General features: G+C 43.2%; 21 protein-coding genes and 1 pseudogene. 12 read left to right on the forward strand and 10 right to left on the reverse strand.

What is annotated here, in order from left to right:
* Positions 1–25: 25 nt before the first annotated feature.
* Positions 26–586: a DUF3237 domain-containing protein gene (locus V7R55_RS13885; protein ID WP_239241731.1), complete on the reverse strand. Its 561-nt coding sequence runs from the start codon at positions 584–586 to the stop codon at positions 26–28.
* A 170-nt stretch (positions 587–756) separates the two neighbouring features.
* On the opposite strand from V7R55_RS13885, the gene V7R55_RS13890 reads away from it, so the two are divergent.
* The 5 genes from V7R55_RS13890 to V7R55_RS13910 all read left to right on the forward strand — a co-directional run bounded on the left by V7R55_RS13890 (position 757) and on the right by V7R55_RS13910 (position 3,016).
* On the forward strand, positions 757–1,242 hold the full coding sequence (locus V7R55_RS13890) for a uracil-DNA glycosylase family protein (protein ID WP_282764979.1): 486 nt from the start codon (positions 757–759) through the stop codon (positions 1,240–1,242).
* A gap of 250 nt (positions 1,243–1,492) precedes the next feature.
* Positions 1,493–2,074: an MHYT domain-containing protein gene (locus tag V7R55_RS13895; RefSeq protein ID WP_239241733.1), complete on the forward strand. Its 582-nt coding sequence runs from the start codon at positions 1,493–1,495 to the stop codon at positions 2,072–2,074.
* Positions 2,075–2,079: 5 nt separating this feature from the next.
* A complete protein-coding gene (locus tag V7R55_RS13900) occupies positions 2,080–2,373 on the forward strand; it encodes a GGDEF domain-containing protein (RefSeq protein WP_282764976.1) in 294 nt (97 codons plus the stop codon).
* 124 nt (positions 2,374–2,497) lie between these two features.
* A complete protein-coding gene (locus tag V7R55_RS13905) occupies positions 2,498–2,728 on the forward strand; it encodes a ribbon-helix-helix domain-containing protein (RefSeq protein WP_202943143.1) in 231 nt (76 codons plus the stop codon).
* Positions 2,729–2,776: 48 nt separating this feature from the next.
* Positions 2,777–3,016, forward strand: a complete 240-nt coding sequence (locus tag V7R55_RS13910; protein ID WP_282764991.1) for a type II toxin-antitoxin system RelE/ParE family toxin — start codon at positions 2,777–2,779, stop codon at positions 3,014–3,016.
* Between the two features lie 252 nt (positions 3,017–3,268).
* Here the strand turns inward: V7R55_RS13910 and V7R55_RS13915 are convergent, their stop codons facing one another.
* Positions 3,269–4,435, reverse strand: coding sequence for a hypothetical protein (locus V7R55_RS13915; RefSeq protein WP_202285656.1), 1,167 nt, complete (start codon positions 4,433–4,435; stop codon positions 3,269–3,271).
* A 216-nt stretch (positions 4,436–4,651) separates the two neighbouring features.
* Between V7R55_RS13915 and V7R55_RS13920 the strand changes: the two genes are divergently transcribed.
* Positions 4,652–4,810 carry a hypothetical protein gene (locus V7R55_RS13920; RefSeq protein WP_156079180.1) on the forward strand — a complete coding sequence of 53 codons (159 nt, stop codon included), beginning with the start codon at positions 4,652–4,654 and terminating at the stop codon, positions 4,808–4,810.
* 559 nt (positions 4,811–5,369) lie between these two features.
* Entirely contained in the window at positions 5,370–5,576 is a 207-nt protein-coding gene (locus V7R55_RS13925) for a hypothetical protein (protein ID WP_262404710.1), read from the forward strand.
* A gap of 305 nt (positions 5,577–5,881) precedes the next feature.
* Here V7R55_RS13925 and V7R55_RS13930 read toward each other — a convergent pair whose 3' ends face one another.
* Positions 5,882–6,739, reverse strand: coding sequence for a hypothetical protein (locus V7R55_RS13930; RefSeq protein WP_061487032.1), 858 nt, complete (start codon positions 6,737–6,739; stop codon positions 5,882–5,884).
* Positions 6,740–6,960: 221 nt separating this feature from the next.
* On the opposite strand from V7R55_RS13930, the gene V7R55_RS13935 reads away from it, so the two are divergent.
* On the forward strand, positions 6,961–7,935 hold the full coding sequence (locus tag V7R55_RS13935) for a tyrosine-type recombinase/integrase (protein WP_061487031.1): 975 nt from the start codon (positions 6,961–6,963) through the stop codon (positions 7,933–7,935).
* A 587-nt stretch (positions 7,936–8,522) separates the two neighbouring features.
* Here V7R55_RS13935 and merA read toward each other — a convergent pair.
* From merA to V7R55_RS13960, 5 genes are all read right to left on the reverse strand, one after another.
* Positions 8,523–9,962, reverse strand: a complete 1,440-nt coding sequence (gene merA / locus V7R55_RS13940; RefSeq protein ID WP_012518534.1) for a mercury(II) reductase — start codon at positions 9,960–9,962, stop codon at positions 8,523–8,525.
* 3 nt (positions 9,963–9,965) lie between these two features.
* Positions 9,966–10,244 carry a mercury resistance system periplasmic binding protein MerP gene (merP, locus tag V7R55_RS13945; protein ID WP_012518533.1) on the reverse strand — a complete coding sequence of 93 codons (279 nt, stop codon included), beginning with the start codon at positions 10,242–10,244 and terminating at the stop codon, positions 9,966–9,968.
* A 50-nt stretch (positions 10,245–10,294) separates the two neighbouring features.
* On the reverse strand, positions 10,295–10,642 hold the full coding sequence (locus tag V7R55_RS13950; RefSeq protein ID WP_015067766.1) for a mercuric transporter MerT family protein: 348 nt from the start codon (positions 10,640–10,642) through the stop codon (positions 10,295–10,297).
* A gap of 123 nt (positions 10,643–10,765) precedes the next feature.
* On the reverse strand, positions 10,766–11,155 hold the full coding sequence (merR, locus tag V7R55_RS13955; RefSeq protein ID WP_015067767.1) for an Hg(II)-responsive transcriptional regulator: 390 nt from the start codon (positions 11,153–11,155) through the stop codon (positions 10,766–10,768).
* 92 nt (positions 11,156–11,247) lie between these two features.
* Positions 11,248–12,486: a tyrosine-type recombinase/integrase gene (locus V7R55_RS13960; protein ID WP_012518530.1), complete on the reverse strand. Its 1,239-nt coding sequence runs from the start codon at positions 12,484–12,486 to the stop codon at positions 11,248–11,250.
* 156 nt (positions 12,487–12,642) lie between these two features.
* On the opposite strand from V7R55_RS13960, the gene V7R55_RS13965 reads away from it, so the two are divergent.
* From V7R55_RS13965 to V7R55_RS13980, 4 genes are all read left to right on the forward strand, one after another.
* On the forward strand, positions 12,643–13,347 hold the full coding sequence (locus V7R55_RS13965) for a helix-turn-helix domain-containing protein (protein WP_015067768.1): 705 nt from the start codon (positions 12,643–12,645) through the stop codon (positions 13,345–13,347).
* Between the two features lie 93 nt (positions 13,348–13,440).
* Positions 13,441–14,805: an MBL fold metallo-hydrolase gene (locus V7R55_RS13970; RefSeq protein ID WP_012518528.1), complete on the forward strand. Its 1,365-nt coding sequence runs from the start codon at positions 13,441–13,443 to the stop codon at positions 14,803–14,805.
* Positions 14,805–15,518: a transglutaminase-like domain-containing protein gene (locus V7R55_RS13975; protein WP_012518527.1), complete on the forward strand. Its 714-nt coding sequence runs from the start codon at positions 14,805–14,807 to the stop codon at positions 15,516–15,518. The genes V7R55_RS13970 and V7R55_RS13975 overlap by 1 nt, the downstream gene beginning before the upstream one ends.
* A 9-nt stretch (positions 15,519–15,527) precedes the next feature.
* A complete protein-coding gene (locus tag V7R55_RS13980) occupies positions 15,528–15,752 on the forward strand; it encodes a hypothetical protein (protein WP_012518526.1) in 225 nt (74 codons plus the stop codon).
* Positions 15,753–15,806: 54 nt separating this feature from the next.
* On the opposite strand, the pseudogene V7R55_RS19530 reads toward V7R55_RS13980, so the two are convergent.
* Positions 15,807–16,069: pseudogene (locus V7R55_RS19530) on the reverse strand (efflux RND transporter permease subunit); the annotation flags it as partial.
* Positions 16,070–16,374: 305 nt separating this feature from the next.
* Complete coding sequence (locus tag V7R55_RS13990) at positions 16,375–18,444, reverse strand: TonB-dependent receptor family protein (protein WP_012518524.1); 2,070 nt, start codon at positions 18,442–18,444, stop codon at positions 16,375–16,377.
* Between the last annotated feature and the right edge of the window lie 115 nt (positions 18,445–18,559).

Consider the following 18,559-nt stretch of genomic DNA (forward strand, 5'->3'; position numbering starts at 1 on the left):
TCTGCGCGCAGCATGAGTAAGGCGGTTACTTAACGCGGTAGAAATGCAAGACGACGCTGTTGGCTTTTCGCATACTGGTGGACACGATAACTGACTTATTCAGCCAGGCGTTGGGACTGTCTGAAGCGACTTCCAGTTTTGCGGCAGTACGCATATAGTAAGACGCTGCAGGCATGTCTTCTCCTTTAGCCAGTCTGGCCAGCACTTCAGGTGAAGCGGTGCGGATCCCTTCATTATGCACATAGATGATTTCGCCGGAGTCGGTTTGCAGGCTGTAATCCGCCACCAGATCAGCGGTTCCGTCCTTTCTCACTGTCTGCCAGTCGGCGCCGCCTTCCAACACCTTTCCATTGAGCTCGGGGCCGCGAAATTCACCGCCATTAATGCCGATAATCCGGCGTTTACCGTATCGTGTCTCACCGACTTCAAGGGGCGGATCAAGTGTTACAACGGCTTCAAAAAGAAACTCAAACTCCGGAGCAGGAATGTCGGCATACTGAGGTGAAGCTTTTGCATTGGCTGCCAGAGGAAACAACGAGAATGTTATGATGGCGGCAGACAAGTATTTCTTGAGTAGCGAAGTCATGGATATGTCCTTATTATTTGATGGTTTTTCAGGCAGTTTCATAGTGCCAGAGTTTGAAGTTTATGCAATCAGGGTGGGTCTATGACTGAAACGGATCCGGGCAAATTATTCAGTCCATTCACCGTTGCACGCTGTGTTCAGGGTTATTACCCCATGCTCCACGACCGGTAGTGCAACTTTATGCTGAAGCGAAAATTGTGATTGTCGGACAGGCATCCGGCATCAAAGCTCACGAAAGCCACCAGCCCTGGAATGACGCCAGTGGCGATAAACTTCGCCTCTGGCTCGGGGTGAACCGGTCAGCATTTTATTCGTCTTTATTTACTCACCTGCCCATGGCATTTTGCTTTCCGGGCTACAAGAATGGTGCAGATGCACCACCGCCTAAAATCTGTTCTGCCACCTGGCACAAACCGGTTCTCGATCAGTTGTCCCCTGAACTCATGATCCATATCGGGCGCTACTCACAGCAATATTATTTTCCAGAGTACAAAACGTTAACTGATGCTGTAGAACAAACAGCATCATCAGGTTCGGATGCTATGGTGCTACCCCATCCGTCAGGCCGCAATAACCGCTGGCTGGCGAGGAATCCCTGGTTTGAAAAGAGGGTGCTGCCTTTACTCAGAGAGAAGGTTGCAGCGATCCTTGCCTGACGCTCGTCACAGGCCGGCCAGGCTGGCTTGTATGATGAAAACGTATGAAACCACATATCCATGTTGATCACCGGGCATTTTTCCTTCCCGCATAGCTAATTAGATTTAAGTCTAATTTCCGGTGTTGTGTCCACCGGACAACTGACCTGCCGGTTTATAAAAAAGGAACGAACATGGATGCACAATATCACCCCGGACTGTTGCGCTCTCACTTGGCGTCGCATTCATTGCTTCCCTGACGGCGCTGGATATGGCGGGACGCCTGCGTGCGACTAAATGCATCGCCTCACATTTATGGCTGACCGGTGGTGCGTTTTCCATTGGCGTCGGGATCTGGTCCATGCATTTTATCGGCATGCTGGCAATGGATATGTCCACCCGGGTGATGTACGACATTCTTCTGACCCTGGTATCTTTTCTGGCAGCCATTCTCACTTCCGGCCTCGCTCTAGCGGTGGTTCGTAATGGTAAACCGACTGCCGGACCGCTGGCGGCTGGTGCTCTGCTGATGGGAACCGGCGTGTGCATCATGCATTACGTGGGAATGGAGGCCATGCAAATGCATGGTGAACTGAGTTATGACCCGTTTATTTTTGCCCGCTCTGTGCTGATTGCTGTAGGCGCGTCTGCTGCTGCACTCTGGTTAGTGTTCAGCCTGAATCCTGTTGCTACTCAACGTCCTTCCTTCTGGTATCGGGTAGCAGCCGGTATGGTGATGTCAGTGGGGATTGCCGGTATGCACTACACCGGTATGGCGGCAACCATTTATCCTGAAGGCATGCATATGATGCCGGTGGATGGCTTGTCTCCCGGCAGACCTCGGCATCAGTGAGCATTATGTTAAGCGCTCTGGTGCTGTCTATTTACGATACTCACCTGACATCGAAAAACGCCCAACTGGCGGCGTCGCTTAGTGATGCAAACCGTGAATTGAAAAGCATGGTCTACCGTGACTCGCTGACTACGCTCCCTAACCGGTTGCACTTCGAAGAAAAAATCGAGGAATTACTGCAACAGGGCAGTGATTCCTTCAGTGTGTTTTTCTGGCTTACTGCACTCAAACTTTTTATCCTGACTCTTAAACCAAAGCACTACAAATACTCCATGCTTTGCTCTCTCGGACTGTCTTGAAGGTGTCATCACTTAAGTTGCCTGTGATAACTTTGGCCTTTGTCGGCTCTCAATTAAAAAATGCTGAGGTTTAACCAAATCTGGTGTAATATTGCACCACCTAATCTCTATTGGAGTAAGTGTGATGCCTCGTCAAAGTATTACTCTGACCGAAAAAAACGATGCGTGGCTCAAGAGTCATGTTGAAGATACGCGAGAATATGCAAACAAAAGTGAACTCGTGAATGATTTGATTCGTCGGGCCAGACGCGCTGAGGAAATAAATCAAAAGCTCGTCACTGCAGAGATGAGTGGATTCATTGAACAATCGCCTGAAGATATGCTGAGAGAATTCAAGGCTGAGTTAAAAAGATAAATGGAAAGCTACAAGTTATCGCTGATTGCCAAATAGGATCTCAGGCGTATTTATACATATGGATTTGTAGAATTTGGCGAACTCCAAGCAGATAAGTATTTCGAAGGTTTTTTTCAGACATTTGAAAAAATTGCGAGTAATCCATCCGCATACCAATCAGTTGACTATATTCGAGAGGGGTATAGACGCTGCGCATATGGCTCAGACAGTATTTACTATCGATACACTGGTATTGAAGTTGAGATAATGGCAATTTTGGGTGGGCAAGAGGTCGTTGACTGGCTCTAAATCAAACCAACAAACAAAACTCGGTGTCTGCTCTTTGTCTGAAGCGGACTTCCGCAAAAGTTATGTCCAACGTCCGCTTCACGCTCATAGCTGCCTGTCAGATGGAGTCAAAACCGACTCATCGAAACTGTGAGATCAGATATGAGCTACTACAAATTATGGTGCTACAAATTATGTTACCCTGTCAGCGCCCCTTAATCGCTTCATATCTAATTAGGCGCTTACAAGGAAAATGCAGCTGATTAGGTAGCATTATTCAGGGCAACTCATGGCTGCAAACCTCTGACCTTGGGTTAGGGTATTACGTCTTGCTCTAGAGGCGGGGCGTTGCGGATCCATCAAGTTTAAAGGGTACGCCCGGCTCTTTGCCTGTTTGTCAGTTTGTGTATAAACATCGTACCAGCATTGGCAGTGCGCCATGGATTTACTATTTGCTAGACACGTAGAGAAAAAGACGCTTTCGGTAAGCTTTTCATCGAGAGCTTCGGTCATCCCAAACAAAAATGGCAATGTGATTTTCGCGTCACAGGCTTGCGCTTTGGCCCAGTTGGTACCATTCCCTTCAACGACTTTTAATAAAATTTGTGAAATTTCAAAGTTTTTGAATAGTTTGTCGTGTTGTACCTTAAGTACTGCTTGCGCGTTATCTAATGCGTCACCGCTAATGGACTTGCATGAGCTTATCAGGTAGTTACTTGCCTGAATGACCTGATAAACTTCCTGAGGCGTGTATTTTCTGCGTTTACCTTTGGATATGTCCTCAATAAGTTGTCTGGGTACACTGTTAATTAATTGAGAAAGCGTGCGCCAATCTTCAATTTGAAGTGCTGTGGCCGCTTGTGGGCAAGCTTTCTTACTAGGATCCTGTTTACAAGCTAAGGCGAGCCCCCTCAAAAGTGCATACTTAGGGCCTCCAGGGCACGTGTTTTCATTTTTACACATGTCCTTGCAACTTCCCCCTAATATTGTTGTGGTATAGCAAGCCCTGTCATTTTGAGACATCGCCTGTATTAGTAGTGCATTTAACTGTCGCCCTTGCTCCTCGATGCCCTCCTCTAAGGCAGACTTGGGTTTTAACTTGTAGTTTCTCCAATATTGTTCAGCTGATGTGGGCATACCAACACAAAATAAATTGGTGTGATCGTTGATGACTCCGGCCTGTTCAAACGGGATGGAGATTGAGATTTCATCTTCGTTGAGTATTTTCCTGATTTCAGTCGGATGTTCAGAAAAATGCTTCAGTTGTTCTGGGGTGGCGACTTCCGCAGTTCTCACCGCAATACATTTACAGTAGCCATCCAGGTTATCCCTTCCCCCTTTGCATTTTGAGTAGAGTGCGAGGGTATCCTCATTTACACCTGCTGCGCAAAAAAGGGGAAATGTGAGCGTTACCACAAAAAATAAAAAGAGTCTGTTCATCTGATGTCCTTTTCAAGATTTACTCAGGTGACAGGGTAACTTATTGTGGATTTTTTGTACAATTAGTGAGTTTTAACGCCCGCTGTTGTGTTGGCTCTGTAAATCTCTCCTAATTAGTTACATTCATAATTAGAGGTTTCGGCTTAAACAATCGCTCATCCACATCAAATAATAATACGTTATCCAGTATACATTTGGTTACCGTAAGTTCCTGCAATGATTGGTCAACGCTTTTTTGCCCCTATAAACGCACTTGATTACGTTGAAGGCATTGTTACGCACTACAACGAAGATAGTGGCTTTGTAACATTAATTACTGATGAGGGTGATTGTTTCAAAGGCTATGAATATCAATTAGAGCCCATAATCGATTAGAGTTTTATCAACGTTATGCAATGACAATATGCTTTTTATTTTATTTACGTTCCAATGTATTCAACCCTTACAGCTCGCATTGTCAGTTTCGAGTTGCCTATAAAACATACGCTTTAACAATGACTTATGAAAGATTTTGCTTATATTTTTCTTGACTGATTTAATAGCGTTGATAGTATTTATTAGAACTCAATTGTACTAAAGGGACTTAATACTTTATCAATCAATGTACATCTTAGCAATAACATCCGTAATTGCTTTCGTGGCTTGGTATAACTTTGTTGGCTGGAAACGTAAATTCCCTCTTAATTTGCAGGAATATTTAGCCAAGAACCCTACAGCGAAGACAAAAAATGGGATAGCTTGCGCTTTTTGTGGTTCAAAATCCCTTCGAAATTTAGGTGCACATAATGCAACAGATAGCCGCCGTCGTGTTAGTTGCAACAGCTGCTCCTCTCCGCTTTATCACGCTAAGCAATAATCTGTGTTGGTTCTTTGCTACCTATAAGCACATTCCTCAATAAAACTGCTACACAGAATTATCAAATAAGGAGAAATAATGGGACTTTTCACAAGTGGGTCCAAAGCTTCACCTAAACTTTATTGGGAACCACTTAAAAACGAAGGTACTTCGGGTGTCCTTAGGCACACATATCGAACTAAGGTACCTGGAGGGTGGTTGCTTAGCGCTAGTGATGCTGATGGTATGGGATTGACTTTTCTGCCCGATCCTAACCATGAGTGGGATGGGAATTCGCTGGAATAAATTATCGGAAACAAACGTTGATACTTACCCGTAAGCTGCTCGCAATGCTCACCCGCTTAATGACGTTGTCACCTCATCACACATTGATAAGGCCATGTGTAAGGAGTGAAGGCTCAACAAATCATGGTTTGTTTTCTATGCCCTGGTATTCGCTGGAGCGATTCCCCGCCTTGTAACACTCTTTGTTACTGGTGCACAACTTCCATTCTCCATAATAATAAAAGGTTCGGTCTAATCGAAACGTATCGCCTTTTCTTTAGCTTCGTTAAACCTGGCTTACAATACCGGCCATTTTCCAAGGTGTCTTAGTCACTACTTTCATCAGTCGAGAAGTTCGCAGCAGTTGTGAAAATACTGCAATCTACTAACGCTTCTGCGCGTGGGTCCCCTTTTCGCTTTCTACATGCCTTTGCCCTATCCCAGCCTTCATTGAAAGCATTCTCGATGAGTAACTTGACTCTATTTCTGTCATTTGGGTTTAATCTAAGCATGAATTCTTCCAAAAACAGGTTTTTGGAGGCAGGTAATGCATTGGAAATCTGTTCTTTTACCGCTCTAACTTCACTGTCGGCACTGACGTTGTAATGCTTTGAGAATAGGAGTTCAAATACCTCATCATAGTTACTGGCATGCAATTCAGCTTTTGCCATATCAATGTTTGCTTTGGTTTGGGGGCTCACATCTATGGTGTCAGTGCGTTTGATACCGCGGTGCTTATAAGCCCGATAGCGATTTTGAAATTGCTTAATTGAGGCCTGGGGTAACCACGCTCGCATAGCCGAATATAGGGCTTTTGGGGCCAGTGTTTGCCATTCTTTTATTGTTACACTGTCAGCATTTACTAGGGCTTCTTTGTCTTTCAGATACGTTGATTCGGGGATGGAAGATAAAAATTTTAATAGGTGATTAGCTAGATAGTCAGACCACAACTCTTGCTCTTTTTGTGCTTTGAACAAGGTGAAAGATTGTTCAAATTCACCTAGCTTTTGAGGCTTAATATGTTTTCTCAACGCGATGAAGCCCATGCTTTTTCCTAACGCTAAAACATCACGCTCGAGCTTGTCTATATTTACGTTGGTAACCTTATCCTTTTCCTGTAAGGTTGATAAGAACGTGTTTAATTGCGCATGTAGAAATTGTTGCCAAAGGCTTTGGTCAGACATTGTTCACCCCTTCTTCTTCTTGTCTCTCATATTACCTTAAAAACAAAAAAGAATGAAAGCGTTACTAGTAACGCTATTTGTGTTACGTATCGTTGTACTAAGAATAAGATATAAATAAAGCGTTACTAGTAACGCAAAAGAGATTTCTTGATCTGCCCTCTCCCCTGCTCTATTATTCAATATAAGTCGAATTATCTTAAATTATAAAAAAGCACCTATTTATGAGCGCAATGTTAATTCATGTAGAAAATGTACCGATGGCGATCGCTGAATCAGATCGAGATCGCGTAATTGGAAACTTACGTGAGTTAAAGGACGATGTATGGGAATTGAAGTCAGAAAATACGAAACGCGCTTATCAGTATGACTTTAATCAGTACCTAGGGTTTTGCAAAGATAATGCATTACCGGCGATGGCCAGTGATGTCAATGTGACTAAAACAACATGTCGTGCCTATCTGGACTACTTGATGTCGACCAAACTGAAGCATCATTCAATACGTCGAAAAATTGCGTCAGTGCGCTATTTCATTGGTGTAAGCGAATTGCCGGACCCGTGGAAACAGTCAAAACTCTTTGCCGAATACACCAACCATAAGATAAATCAAAAGCCCAGTCGTCAGTCTCAAGCCGCGCCTATGCGCCTTGAAATTATTGACGCCATCAATGCAAAACTCGATACGGATCCGCTGATTGGGTTACGTGACGCCGTCATCTTTAATACGGCGATAGACACGATATTCCGAGCATCCAATTTGTTAGCTATTGAGATCCATCACATCGATTTTGCTAAACAACGGATCTTTGCGCCTCGCTCCAAGACCGATAAATCAGGTAAAGGCCAGTACGGCTATATCTCAACAACCACTATCAATCTTATCGACAAATGGCTCACAAGAACGGGCATTGCGGATGGCCCCTTATTGAGAAAATTATCACCCAAGCAAACGGTACAAGATAACGCGATGCAATACCATGCACTCTTGGCCAGATATAAGAATTTAGCGGCAACACTCAATTTAGAATTCAAACCAAGCTGCCATAGTACCCGGGTCGGTGGGGTGGTAACCATGTTTGAACGAGGTATCTCATTAGATCAAATTCAAAAGGCCGGCGGGTGGACAAGTTCAGCTATGCCGATGCATTACGGTGAAGAGTTTGATGTCACAAAGACTGGGATGGCCAATGTACGATAAGACAACAGACTGATTGAAAAATGCTGTCCTAACAACTCACTGGTGACACAAACGGCTGCGCTTTCAAGCGCGGTTATTGCGCTGTTTCAAAATCGTGCTAATTTGGTTATTAATGCATGATAGCGCTAGTAAAATTCCCCTTAAGGAAAAATAGAAAAAAATCTGTTTTTTCACGAAAAAACCAGTGCTGACAGAGGTTTATATTTTATATTCGTTAATCTTACAAAACACTTGTTCAATCGGTGTTCACGTTATTAAGCAAGGGTATACAAAGATGTTTGTAACGTACTGACGGGTATAAAAAAATCATTTACGAAGGTAAAACTAGTGTTTTCTTTACAACAGTGAAAAACACAAACCTATTAGTAATTTACGGGCTGTGTTCATATTTCGCTTTCAGTCATTTATACAATCGTCATTAACTAACTCTGTGAGACCGACAATGAATGCTAAACCGGCTGAACTACCGTTTAGGTCCCTAAATTTTGATGAATATTTGTAAGCAACTGATTTTATTGTTGGATTCTTACTGACTTTATAAAAATACTCCGTCGAGTAGCGTTAATTCGTGAATAGAATTATATTTATTATCCAGCGCAACAAGACAACTCACTCACATCTTTATTAAAAGTCTGCGCACACAGTTTCAGACCTTCAACCATGGTTAGATAAGGAAAAAGCTGGTTTGCTAAATCTTCAATTGTCATTTGATTGTGTATAGCAAGGGCTGCACTTTGTATTAGCTCACCACCTTCGTGTGCTAAGATTTGCGCACCGATAAGCTTATTGGACTGTTTATCTGCCACTAACTTTATAAAACCGTCTGTCTCAAAGTTGGCTAAGGCTCTTGGCACATTTTCCATTTCTAATACGCGGCTAATAACGCTTATTCCCTGATTTTCAGCTTCACCTTCTGATAACCCAACGGTAGCAACTTGCGGATCGGTAAAAATAACGGCAGGCATGATTGATAAGTCTAGCTTCAAGTTATCACCAGTCATATTTGAACCGGCACGGCTGCCTGCAGCCGCCGCAACATACACATATTGAGGTATGGTTGAGCAATCACCTGCAGCGTAGATATGAGAAACATTTGTCTCAAGCTTTTCATTAACAAGGACAGCGCCAGATCCATCGGTCCTGACACCTACTACATCTAAATCAAGTCCTACAGTGTTTGCGTGACGACCTGTAGATATCAATAACTTCTCACAGAGCACTTGCTCATCTTCGGTCTGTATGAAAAAACCATTGTCATCATGAGTGATTCGAGTGACTTGGGTATTATTTATTATTTCAATGCCCTCTTTCTCAAAACACTGACTTAATCTATCACCCAACAGTGGATCCTCACTTTTCAACAAGGTACTGCGCGCTAAAATAGTAACTTGGCAACCTAATCGAGCATATGCCTGAGCAATTTCTACAGCGACAACCGATGAGCCAATTACTGCAAGGCTCTTAGGTAGCTCTTTTTCGAACAACGCTTCTGTTGAAGTCCAATATGGGGTGTTTTGTAGTCCTTCTATTTTAGGGAAAGTGGGTGTTGAGCCTGTTGCAATAAGAAATTTGTCTGCAAGTAGTGTTACTTCTGTACCGTCAGCATGGGTAATGTTCAGCGCATTTTTGCTACTAAACCGCGCATACCCCTTAATCAAGGTTAATGCCGGATTGTTTTTCAGTATATTTTGGTATTTGGCAGTTCTCAATTCGTCAACGCGACTGATTTGTTGATGCGATAAAAGCGTGCGGTCTATCTTAGGTTCGTGGTCTTCAATGCCTGTAAAAGGGTTGCTTCGTTGTTGATGTGCTAATTGAGCGGCGCGGATGAGAATTTTAGATGGAACGCAGCCGACATTAACACAACACCCGCCTATAACGTCGGCTCCTTCTATTATGGTGACCCTTGCACCATTTTCTGCCGCTTTAATGGCGCACGAGAATGCCGCAGATCCACTGCCAATAATAGCAACATGAAGTTGCTTCGCCTTGCTTGCACAACAATTAGAGCTGCCTTGTGCGTTCATAGATTAATCGCTACTTTTTACGTTAGACGAATAGCCTGCATTCTCGGTGGCTGCCATTAACTCTTTTGTATTGGTTTTCGTATCGTCGAAAGTAACAATAGCTTCATTTGGCTCATATGTGGCTTCGACTGTTTTCACACCTTCCACTTTTTTCAGTGCTAATTTGACCGTAACGGGACAAGTAACACAATTCATGCTAGGTACTTCTAGCGTGACTGTTTTTAACTCTGCCCACGCGGTGGTGCTTGAAAGTAAAGCCATCGTAAGTAATAGTTTTTTCATAATATTTTCCTGTTTTAAAATGTTTTAGGGATTGTGTAAGGTTCTCGAAATCAGATTAACCAAACTAGCCAATAGTTACTTGTGATCAAAACAAGTGCTATTAATGACGTTATCCAAAAGGCAATTTGACGACGACGCCTTGTTTGCGGAATTGCGCAGACACTGCCTGGTTGGCATTTTTCAATCGGCCGATGGATTTTATAACCTGCATAGCCAAGGAAGAGCATGACGGTCACTACAAAAACTGGACGGTATGGTTCAAAAGCGGTTAGGCTACTAATCCATGAGCCACTTATTCCAAGCAACAATAGGACTAACGGACCTACACAACAAATGCCTGCCCCGATCGCCGCGATAATACCTCCCACCATCGGCATTTTAGAGTCGTCGTTGATCATATTTAATCTCGATATTGCATAAGATAGCACCGAGTATAAAGTATGTACCTTAGTACAGAGTCAAGCTTGATTAGTTATTTCATTGTGATTTGTTAGCGGGATGCTCTAGATAGTTAGATACATTTACTTTGGTGACAAGGCATTAATAATGGGGCAATGGCTATCATCATCATTCGTCTGACACTTAGTGATGCTCTCCAATAGCGCATGCTCTAATTGTTTTAGGTCTTCCAGCTTAGATTGCACAGATGCAAGTCTCTGTTTTGCTAGCGCTTCTACCTTGCTACAGCACTCGCTATTTAACGACAGCAGAGATTCTATTTCTTTAAGCGTAAATCCTAATTCTTGAGCGCGTTTTATGAATCGGATCCTATCAACCGTTTCCTTAGGATATAATCGATAACCCTCAGAGGGCTTTTGTGGCTGACTGATTAAGCCATTGCGCTCATAAAAGCGAATAGTTTCTTTATTCACACCGATTAGTTTTGCAATCTTTCCGATTGTCCCTGACATAAGCGAATCACCTCTACAATATAATTGTAAGACACAAGTAGTTATATCAAAGGCTTAAGCCGAGATATTGCCTAACTAAATGTCAAATGTAGCTATTGAACTTTTCTATCTTTACCTGATGCTGCTCGGCGTTTTCGCTCCACTTGCACATAAACTGTGTCAGTGGTCGCACTACTTGAATGACCTAGATCCTCAGATAAATCTTTCAAAGGCCTGTCACGTTCAATCTCCATGCTGGCACCGGTGTGACGCAAGTAATGTGTCGTTGCTTCATTTAATTTCTGTGCGGCTTCTACTCCTTGTTCTGACTTCATCTTATCGAAAGCTGCGTCAAATACTTGCTGCACGAGCCTGGATATTTGACGGCTTGTTAAACCTCCACGACCTCGTATTTTTTCGACCAACACGGTTTGTTCACCTTTGGATGGCAACGGTGACAGTCCACGCCATTCTCTATATCGTTTCAAAAACGTAAGATAACCCGGTGGTACCGTGATATCTCTAATCTTTTTGCCTTTTCCATAGGTCTTAAACCACCAGTTGTTGTCCTCATCTGTCCAAAAATGACTCATCAACGGTGTCCAGTCTTGGCGTTCTGAGAGCTCTGAAAGTCTCAGAAATAGGGTTTTCATGGTAGCAATAACGAATAAATTGCGTTCCACAAGCGGATCGTTATCAGCCATTTCAACTGCGGTATCTAGGAGATATTGCCATTGCTGTTCTGTTAATCGACTGATAGTTTTCACCTGACTGTCTTTTATCATATATTTACAGTCACGTTTTGCTAATGGAATAGGATTGCCGAAACAAATTTCTTCATCGATGAGATGGCGATAAAAAGAGCTTAATGCCACAAAGGTAGATTCTAGGGTCTGCAATGACGGTTGGTACTTTTTCGGATCGAGCACTCTATCTTTATCGTATTTGGGCGGCGTTTGCCTGAACGGCGTCCACTTAAGGTTTGAAGCAAAGTATCCGTTTTTGAAGCTAAATCGGTCATGGAGCTGCGTACTTATCCATTTAACCGGTGGCGCCACACAAAAATCAATGTATCGCAAAATATCTGCTTTGCGTAAATCGTCCACTGGCTGCTTATCCACCATGAAGACCCACAGTAGAAACTTTTCGATGTCATTTCGAAAACGCACATACGTGTGTTGTGATTTGTTGCGACCGATATACAAAAGGTAATCTTTTGCCCAGTCCCAGTGCTGTCTAATCCATGTTGGTTGCTTATCTAAGAATGAACTTAGTTGTGGATAGTCAGATAAATTGAGTTCTGCCAGCTCAGTATACGTGGGAAACAACGGTGTAGGTTTAGTGATGGCCAAATGTGTTTTTATTGTTGGTTAAGGTTGCAACACTATACTTACTCTTGCACCCTATGTCTAATACTAAACCGTATTAGACATAGGAGGATTTTAAAGATAGGATGTTCGACGGTGATAATAAACCTTTCCTCTCTGACGAACAAAGGTAAATTTAATTTGAAATGGCAAGGCGAATATTGTTTTGGTGAAACCTGGATTGCGTTTCGAGGTATGAGCGCAGAAAATAATTTGCATGCCCATGCCGCTCTGCAGTTGGTTGCAGGCGCAGGCATTACTGTTACCGATGACAACACATTTGAAAAACAAGGTAATGGGTGGTTAATTCCCTCAGGTGTTAAACATAGAATTACTACATCATCACCCATCGTCATTCTACTTATTGAACCAGATTCTTTTTTTGCCGACGCTCTGCAACCCTCTCAGCAAAAAGGTTTAATAGTACAAAGCCTCTCTCTGGAAATGTTAGACACGTTGTTAGCGGATATTCCTTTGCGTGACATGATGAATAAGCTGGAAACACTTTATCATCAAAATAACAGTGTCATTGACGCACGACTAATCTCGGCGATGACTTATCTCAACAGTATCGATAAGCGCCCGACTGTCGAGCTTATCGGGAAACATGTAGGTCTTTCAGTCTCTAGACTTCGCGCCTTATCGACACACTACCTTGGCGTCCCATTTTCAAAAATCATTGTATGGAAACAGGTAAACTTGGCATTTCAATCATTAGCAAAAGGCGCTTCCTTAGCGGATGCCGCTTATGATGCAGGCTTTGCCGATCAAGCTCATTTTACACGAATTCTGCGCGACACTATTGGCGTAACACCAGGACAAACCCAAAATATGGATAAACAATAGGCGCTTTTGCTTAATACAGGCGATTTGTTCAATACCCTTCGACTAAAACCTTGAATAATTCCGGTTCATAGACAGTTTGAAGGCAGCAAAATTATGAAACCACTTCTAAAACGTGAATATGAACGCTCAAAGAAATTGGCTCGGGAACTCGAAGCAACAGGAGATTTATCATCTGCCTTCATCGCGTTAGAGCGTGCGCATATTCTGGGTCAACGTTATCTTATTCCTCATATACACGCTCATCTTTTAATGTTGAAGATCGGACTAAAACAACGGGATGTCCGTGAAATTTTTGGACAACTGCTCAGGATCGTTGCAACAATCCCAGGCTATCTTTTGGGGTGGGTGCCAAAAGGTAATACCGGAGGTAGTAACGTATCGGCGCTCAAACCTATGCCCCTCCCTCCCGATCTCGCGCCGGTTTTAGCCGATTACAATGTATGGCGTGATGTGATGAAGCGAGCAATAATCTTTTGTGTGATCGCACTGTGCGTGATTGCTTCATTGTTTATTTTTGACGCTCGCCACCAGTCATCCGCTAGTGCATTATCGCAATACTGGACATCTCAGCGCTTTACACCCATATCGATTGGAGAAAGTACACACAGACTGAGTGTCACGCCCGTGGTTAATTTTTATGGGGAGCCGGGGTTTGCCACAGAGGCTGGTGTTTCATACTTAGTGCAAACGGATAAGCACACCGTGTTATTTGATCTGGGACACAACCGACAACAAGCACAAGAATCTCCACTTGAGCAAAACTTACAGCGCCTTGATGTAAACACTGATGAACTTGATACTGTTTTTATTAGTCATTTCCATCGTGATCATATTGGTGGGCGTACATGGGAAGAAAAAAGCAGTATAGGCTTTGGTTTTAACCAACCAGCACTGGTGAATACGTCTATTTTTGCCCCCATCCCACTTAGCTATCCTGGCAAGGATGTAACGACTATCGACAAGCCGACGATACTCATGGATTCACTGGCGTCAACCGGCCCCATTCCTCGACAGCTAGTCTTGGGCCGAGTTGACGAACAAGCCTTGGTGATCCATCTCGAAAACAAAGGACTCGTGGTAGTTGTCGGGTGTGGTCATCAAACACTGACTGCGCTGATAACCCATATTGAAACACATTTTGAGGCTCCTCTATATGCGTTAATCGGCGATGTACATTTTCCACTTGAAACAGGCCGGCTGCATATTGCTGGTATAGATATACAGCGTCGTTTGGCGTCAGGTAGCGGGCTTTTTTCTCCCATCAGTAAACAAGATGTACTTAATGATATTGCGTTAATGTCACAAAAATTCGACATAGTTGCGTTAGGTGCTCACGATACAAGCGACCAAGCATTGGTATTGGTTGAGGAACACTTTACCGGCGAATTCATACCCGTTCGCGCCGGTAAACCCATACATTTTGATGAGTTTGTTACAAGACTAGAGGAGGCACGCTAATGTCACCTATCAACGCCACTTATTTACAAGCCACTCCCCTACTTGATTTCGATACGCCCGCTATTCAGACGCTTATTGCCGAAAAGGAGTGGCAGTCACTGACTACCTCTGAGCGTATTGGTGCTATTTACCACTTTATACAAAACGATGTCGCATTTGGGTATAACAAACGTGATGATATAGCTGCTTCGGAGGTGCTTAAAGATGGTCTTGGTCAATGCAATACCAAGGCAACCTTACTGATGGCACTGTTAAGGGCAACCGGTATTGCATGTCGTTTGCATGGGTTTACCATCGATAAGCGATTGCAAAAAGGTGCTATCACGGGCTTACTGTATATACTCGCCCCACGGCTAATCATTCATAGCTGGGTAGAAGTACAACATGACAAAGAGTGGATCTCGTTGGAAGGCTTTATTCTCGATAACGGCTATTTAAACAGTGTTCAAAAGCGATTCCCAAAAGCTACGACGTTTTCAGGTTACGCCATCGCCACTAAAAACCTGCAATCACCTAACATTGCTTGGTGTGGAAAAAACACTTTCATTCAAAGTGAAGGGATTGTCGATGATTTTGGCATTTTTGATTCTCCCGATACGTTTTATCAAGCCCATGGTAATAATTTAAAGGGATTCAAATCCTTTTTATATGAAAATATTTTACGGCATAGTTTGAACCGGCGAATCGACTACATCCGTTCAAACAAGCTTTAGGAGAGCACAATGAATAACCAACAACGTAAGAGTAAAGTCTTTATTTCACATGCCATTTTTAACCGCATTTGGTTGCTGGTAATTGGCCTGATATTCATTATCAGCGCTATATCACATAGCTTTATTTGGGAACAATCGGTTGTACACAACTTGCTATTTCATCCTCTGATTATTCTCGTCGGATTAGGCCTTTTTGCGCTATATTGTCAGTCTCGAGAATGTTCTAAACTGTAATATAAACAGCGCAATTAATAAGAGGGCACTCGAACTCATATCGAATGCCCCAGCTCAGTACACAACAAGCTTTTTGTAAACCAATCGAAACAAAACAGGCAGCACTACCAGTGTTAGCAAGGTTGACGATATTATCCGCCGATGACCACTGTGGCCAAAGGCCGTTATACCTCTGCGCCAGTATCCACGTTGATCGGCATGGGCACGAACACAAGGCTTGCTGCCAATGCGGCCATCAATATCGGCCGTAACCGCGTTAGTGCGCTGTCAATAATTGAACGAACCAATTCCCCTGTTTCTTCCAGTATTTGTCTGATATGAACAATGAATAGGTGACATGACTCAATAGTTTAAGCACTCTAGCTTGGCTAGAGCGTAAATCTGAGAGACACATAAAATGATAATAAGCGATTTATCGATACAACGATAAGCCATAATAAAGCGATGCTGAACTTACTAAGAAAAGTCTCTTCGGTATTGGCGGCTGATCATGTTGCGTGTATTTGTTCCAGCTGCTAACCGTGTTTTAGTTTTACATACAAATTAACGGTTACCAAAGGTGCATAACACTAATCCCGCAACAATAATGCGGAATTAGTGCATTTCTGTCTAAAAGTATACACTAGAACCGATAATTTACGCCAATTTCAAACGAACGCTCAGGGCCAACATAAATACCTTGTCGCATGCCGGTGATGTAGCGTTTATCAGTTAGGTTTTTGATAGCGCCGAATACCTTCATATTTTTGTTAACGGTATAACTAGCGTTTACATCTAACAAGGTATAAGCAGGTAACAAGCCACCCCAAATGCCACCCGCGGCATCATCAGGTATGTCTACTGTGTTGCTTGCATCACCATATTGTTCGCCTCGATGATGCACGGTTAATGCCCCGCTTAACTTATCACTTTCATAACTCAAAGCAACATTGGCAATTACTTTTGGCGCATACGGAAGTCGGTTTCCACTATTTTCTCCTGTTTTAAATTCTGAAGTTGGGATAAACGTAGCGTTAGTATCAATATAAAAGCCACTACCAATATCATAGGCTAACAGCAATTCCATACCTAAATGTTCAGTTTCACCGCCGTTGGACTGAGACAAATTAGGGTCGCTATTACCCGTTACCACTTGATTGCTAAAGTCCATGATAAAAGCGGCTGCTTCATAAGTAATGTCGCCCTGCTTTCCTCTGAGGCCTAGCTCATAGTTAGTTGAACGCTCTCCATCTAAGTTTTGATCGCTCAGCCCGTCAAGTGCCACACCGTTTGAAGCGGGCGAGAAAGCGCGGTAAACACCACCATAAATTTGTGCCGAATCATTCAAGTCGTAAGTTGCGCCAACACCGGGTAGAATTTCGGTGTTGCTGGTTGTTGCTTCTGCATTATCGTTGGTTAGTATTATTCTTTTTTGCTCATAGGACTCTACTCTAAGGCCGGGTGTAAAAGCAAAAGCATTGCTTAATTGAATACGGCTTTGGGCATAGCCGGCATAGCTTTGCGCCGAATCAATACGGTGGCGATCGTTTGCTCCTGTGCGATCGGAGCTGCGCAGCGCTCGAATTCGGGTGTCGTTTGACTCCTCTTGCATGAAACGTAAGCCAAATTCACTGTTGGCTTCTACACCCATAAGGCTGTGTTCTAAAGTCAAGCGAGTTTCTATTCCAACGCGCTCAAACGAGCGATTATTTCCGGTTAAACTGTCGGTATATACCCAACTATTGGCCTCGTTTGAGGCCTCAGTATCAACACTATAACGCCAATAATCGCGGCTCACGTCACTCCAATAAACAAGGGTGTTTAGGGTTGCGTCGTTAGATAATGACCATTCGTGATTAATATCAAACGCTGTACGCTCGGTTAAGTAGTAATCGTCTGGTGCAGGGTTGTAGTCTTCACCCGCTTCATACTCAGCTAGTAATAATCCACGATAAGAGATATTTGCGTCATTTTCATAACGCGATAGTTTAATGCCTAACTTTTGACCATTGTCAAAAATAACACCAGCTTTTGCCATTACATCGGTCATATCATAGCCTTTATCCATAAAGCCATCGCTGCTAGCGCGGGTTGCTAAAACACCAGCAAATGCATCCTCGTCTTCGTTTTTGCCACCCGCTTCTACAGTAATTTCTTGCATATTAAAGGAACCAGCACGGCCAGTGAGGATGACACCATCATCGGGTGTTTTAGTTTTATAATTCACTACGCCGCCTATTGTGGATGGGCCATAGCGAAGTGAAGCTGAGCCTTTCAGTACTTCAATTTGACTTACACGCTGAATACGGGGATTAAAATAACGGGCGTTACCAATAAAAAGACCCGGTGCAACGGGAACGCCATCTTCTAAAAGTAGAGACTTAGATTCACTTGCTGAAAGGCCCCGAATACCAATGTTAGACACTATGGCAGTTTCTTCTTCACTTTTAATATTCACACCGGGAATACTTCGCAAAACATCTTGTGTCGACAAGGGTTGAATTTTATCAATTTGATCTTGATTGATAATAACAACGCTACCCGTTTGTTTTAAAAGAGCGGAGGTGCTGTCGCCTATTACGCGAATAACTTCTATAGCAGGCATTATTTTGTCACCCGCCTCGCCTACATCGGGTGTTTCTTGAGCTAGTGAACTGAAAGATAGTAGTGCGGTCGAAACTGACAAAGTTAAGCGCGTTAGCTTTGTTTGCATAAAAAGTATTCCTTGGTGGGTAGTGATAAGGTAAAAAAGAAGTTGCATTAATTAGCTAATGATAATACGAATACCTATCATTAGCAATATGGCGCACAACCAATGTCGCAATGAC

The sequence above is a fragment of the Alteromonas sp. S005 genome, from assembly GCF_036864475.1.
Lineage (GTDB): Bacteria > Pseudomonadota > Gammaproteobacteria > Enterobacterales > Alteromonadaceae > Alteromonas.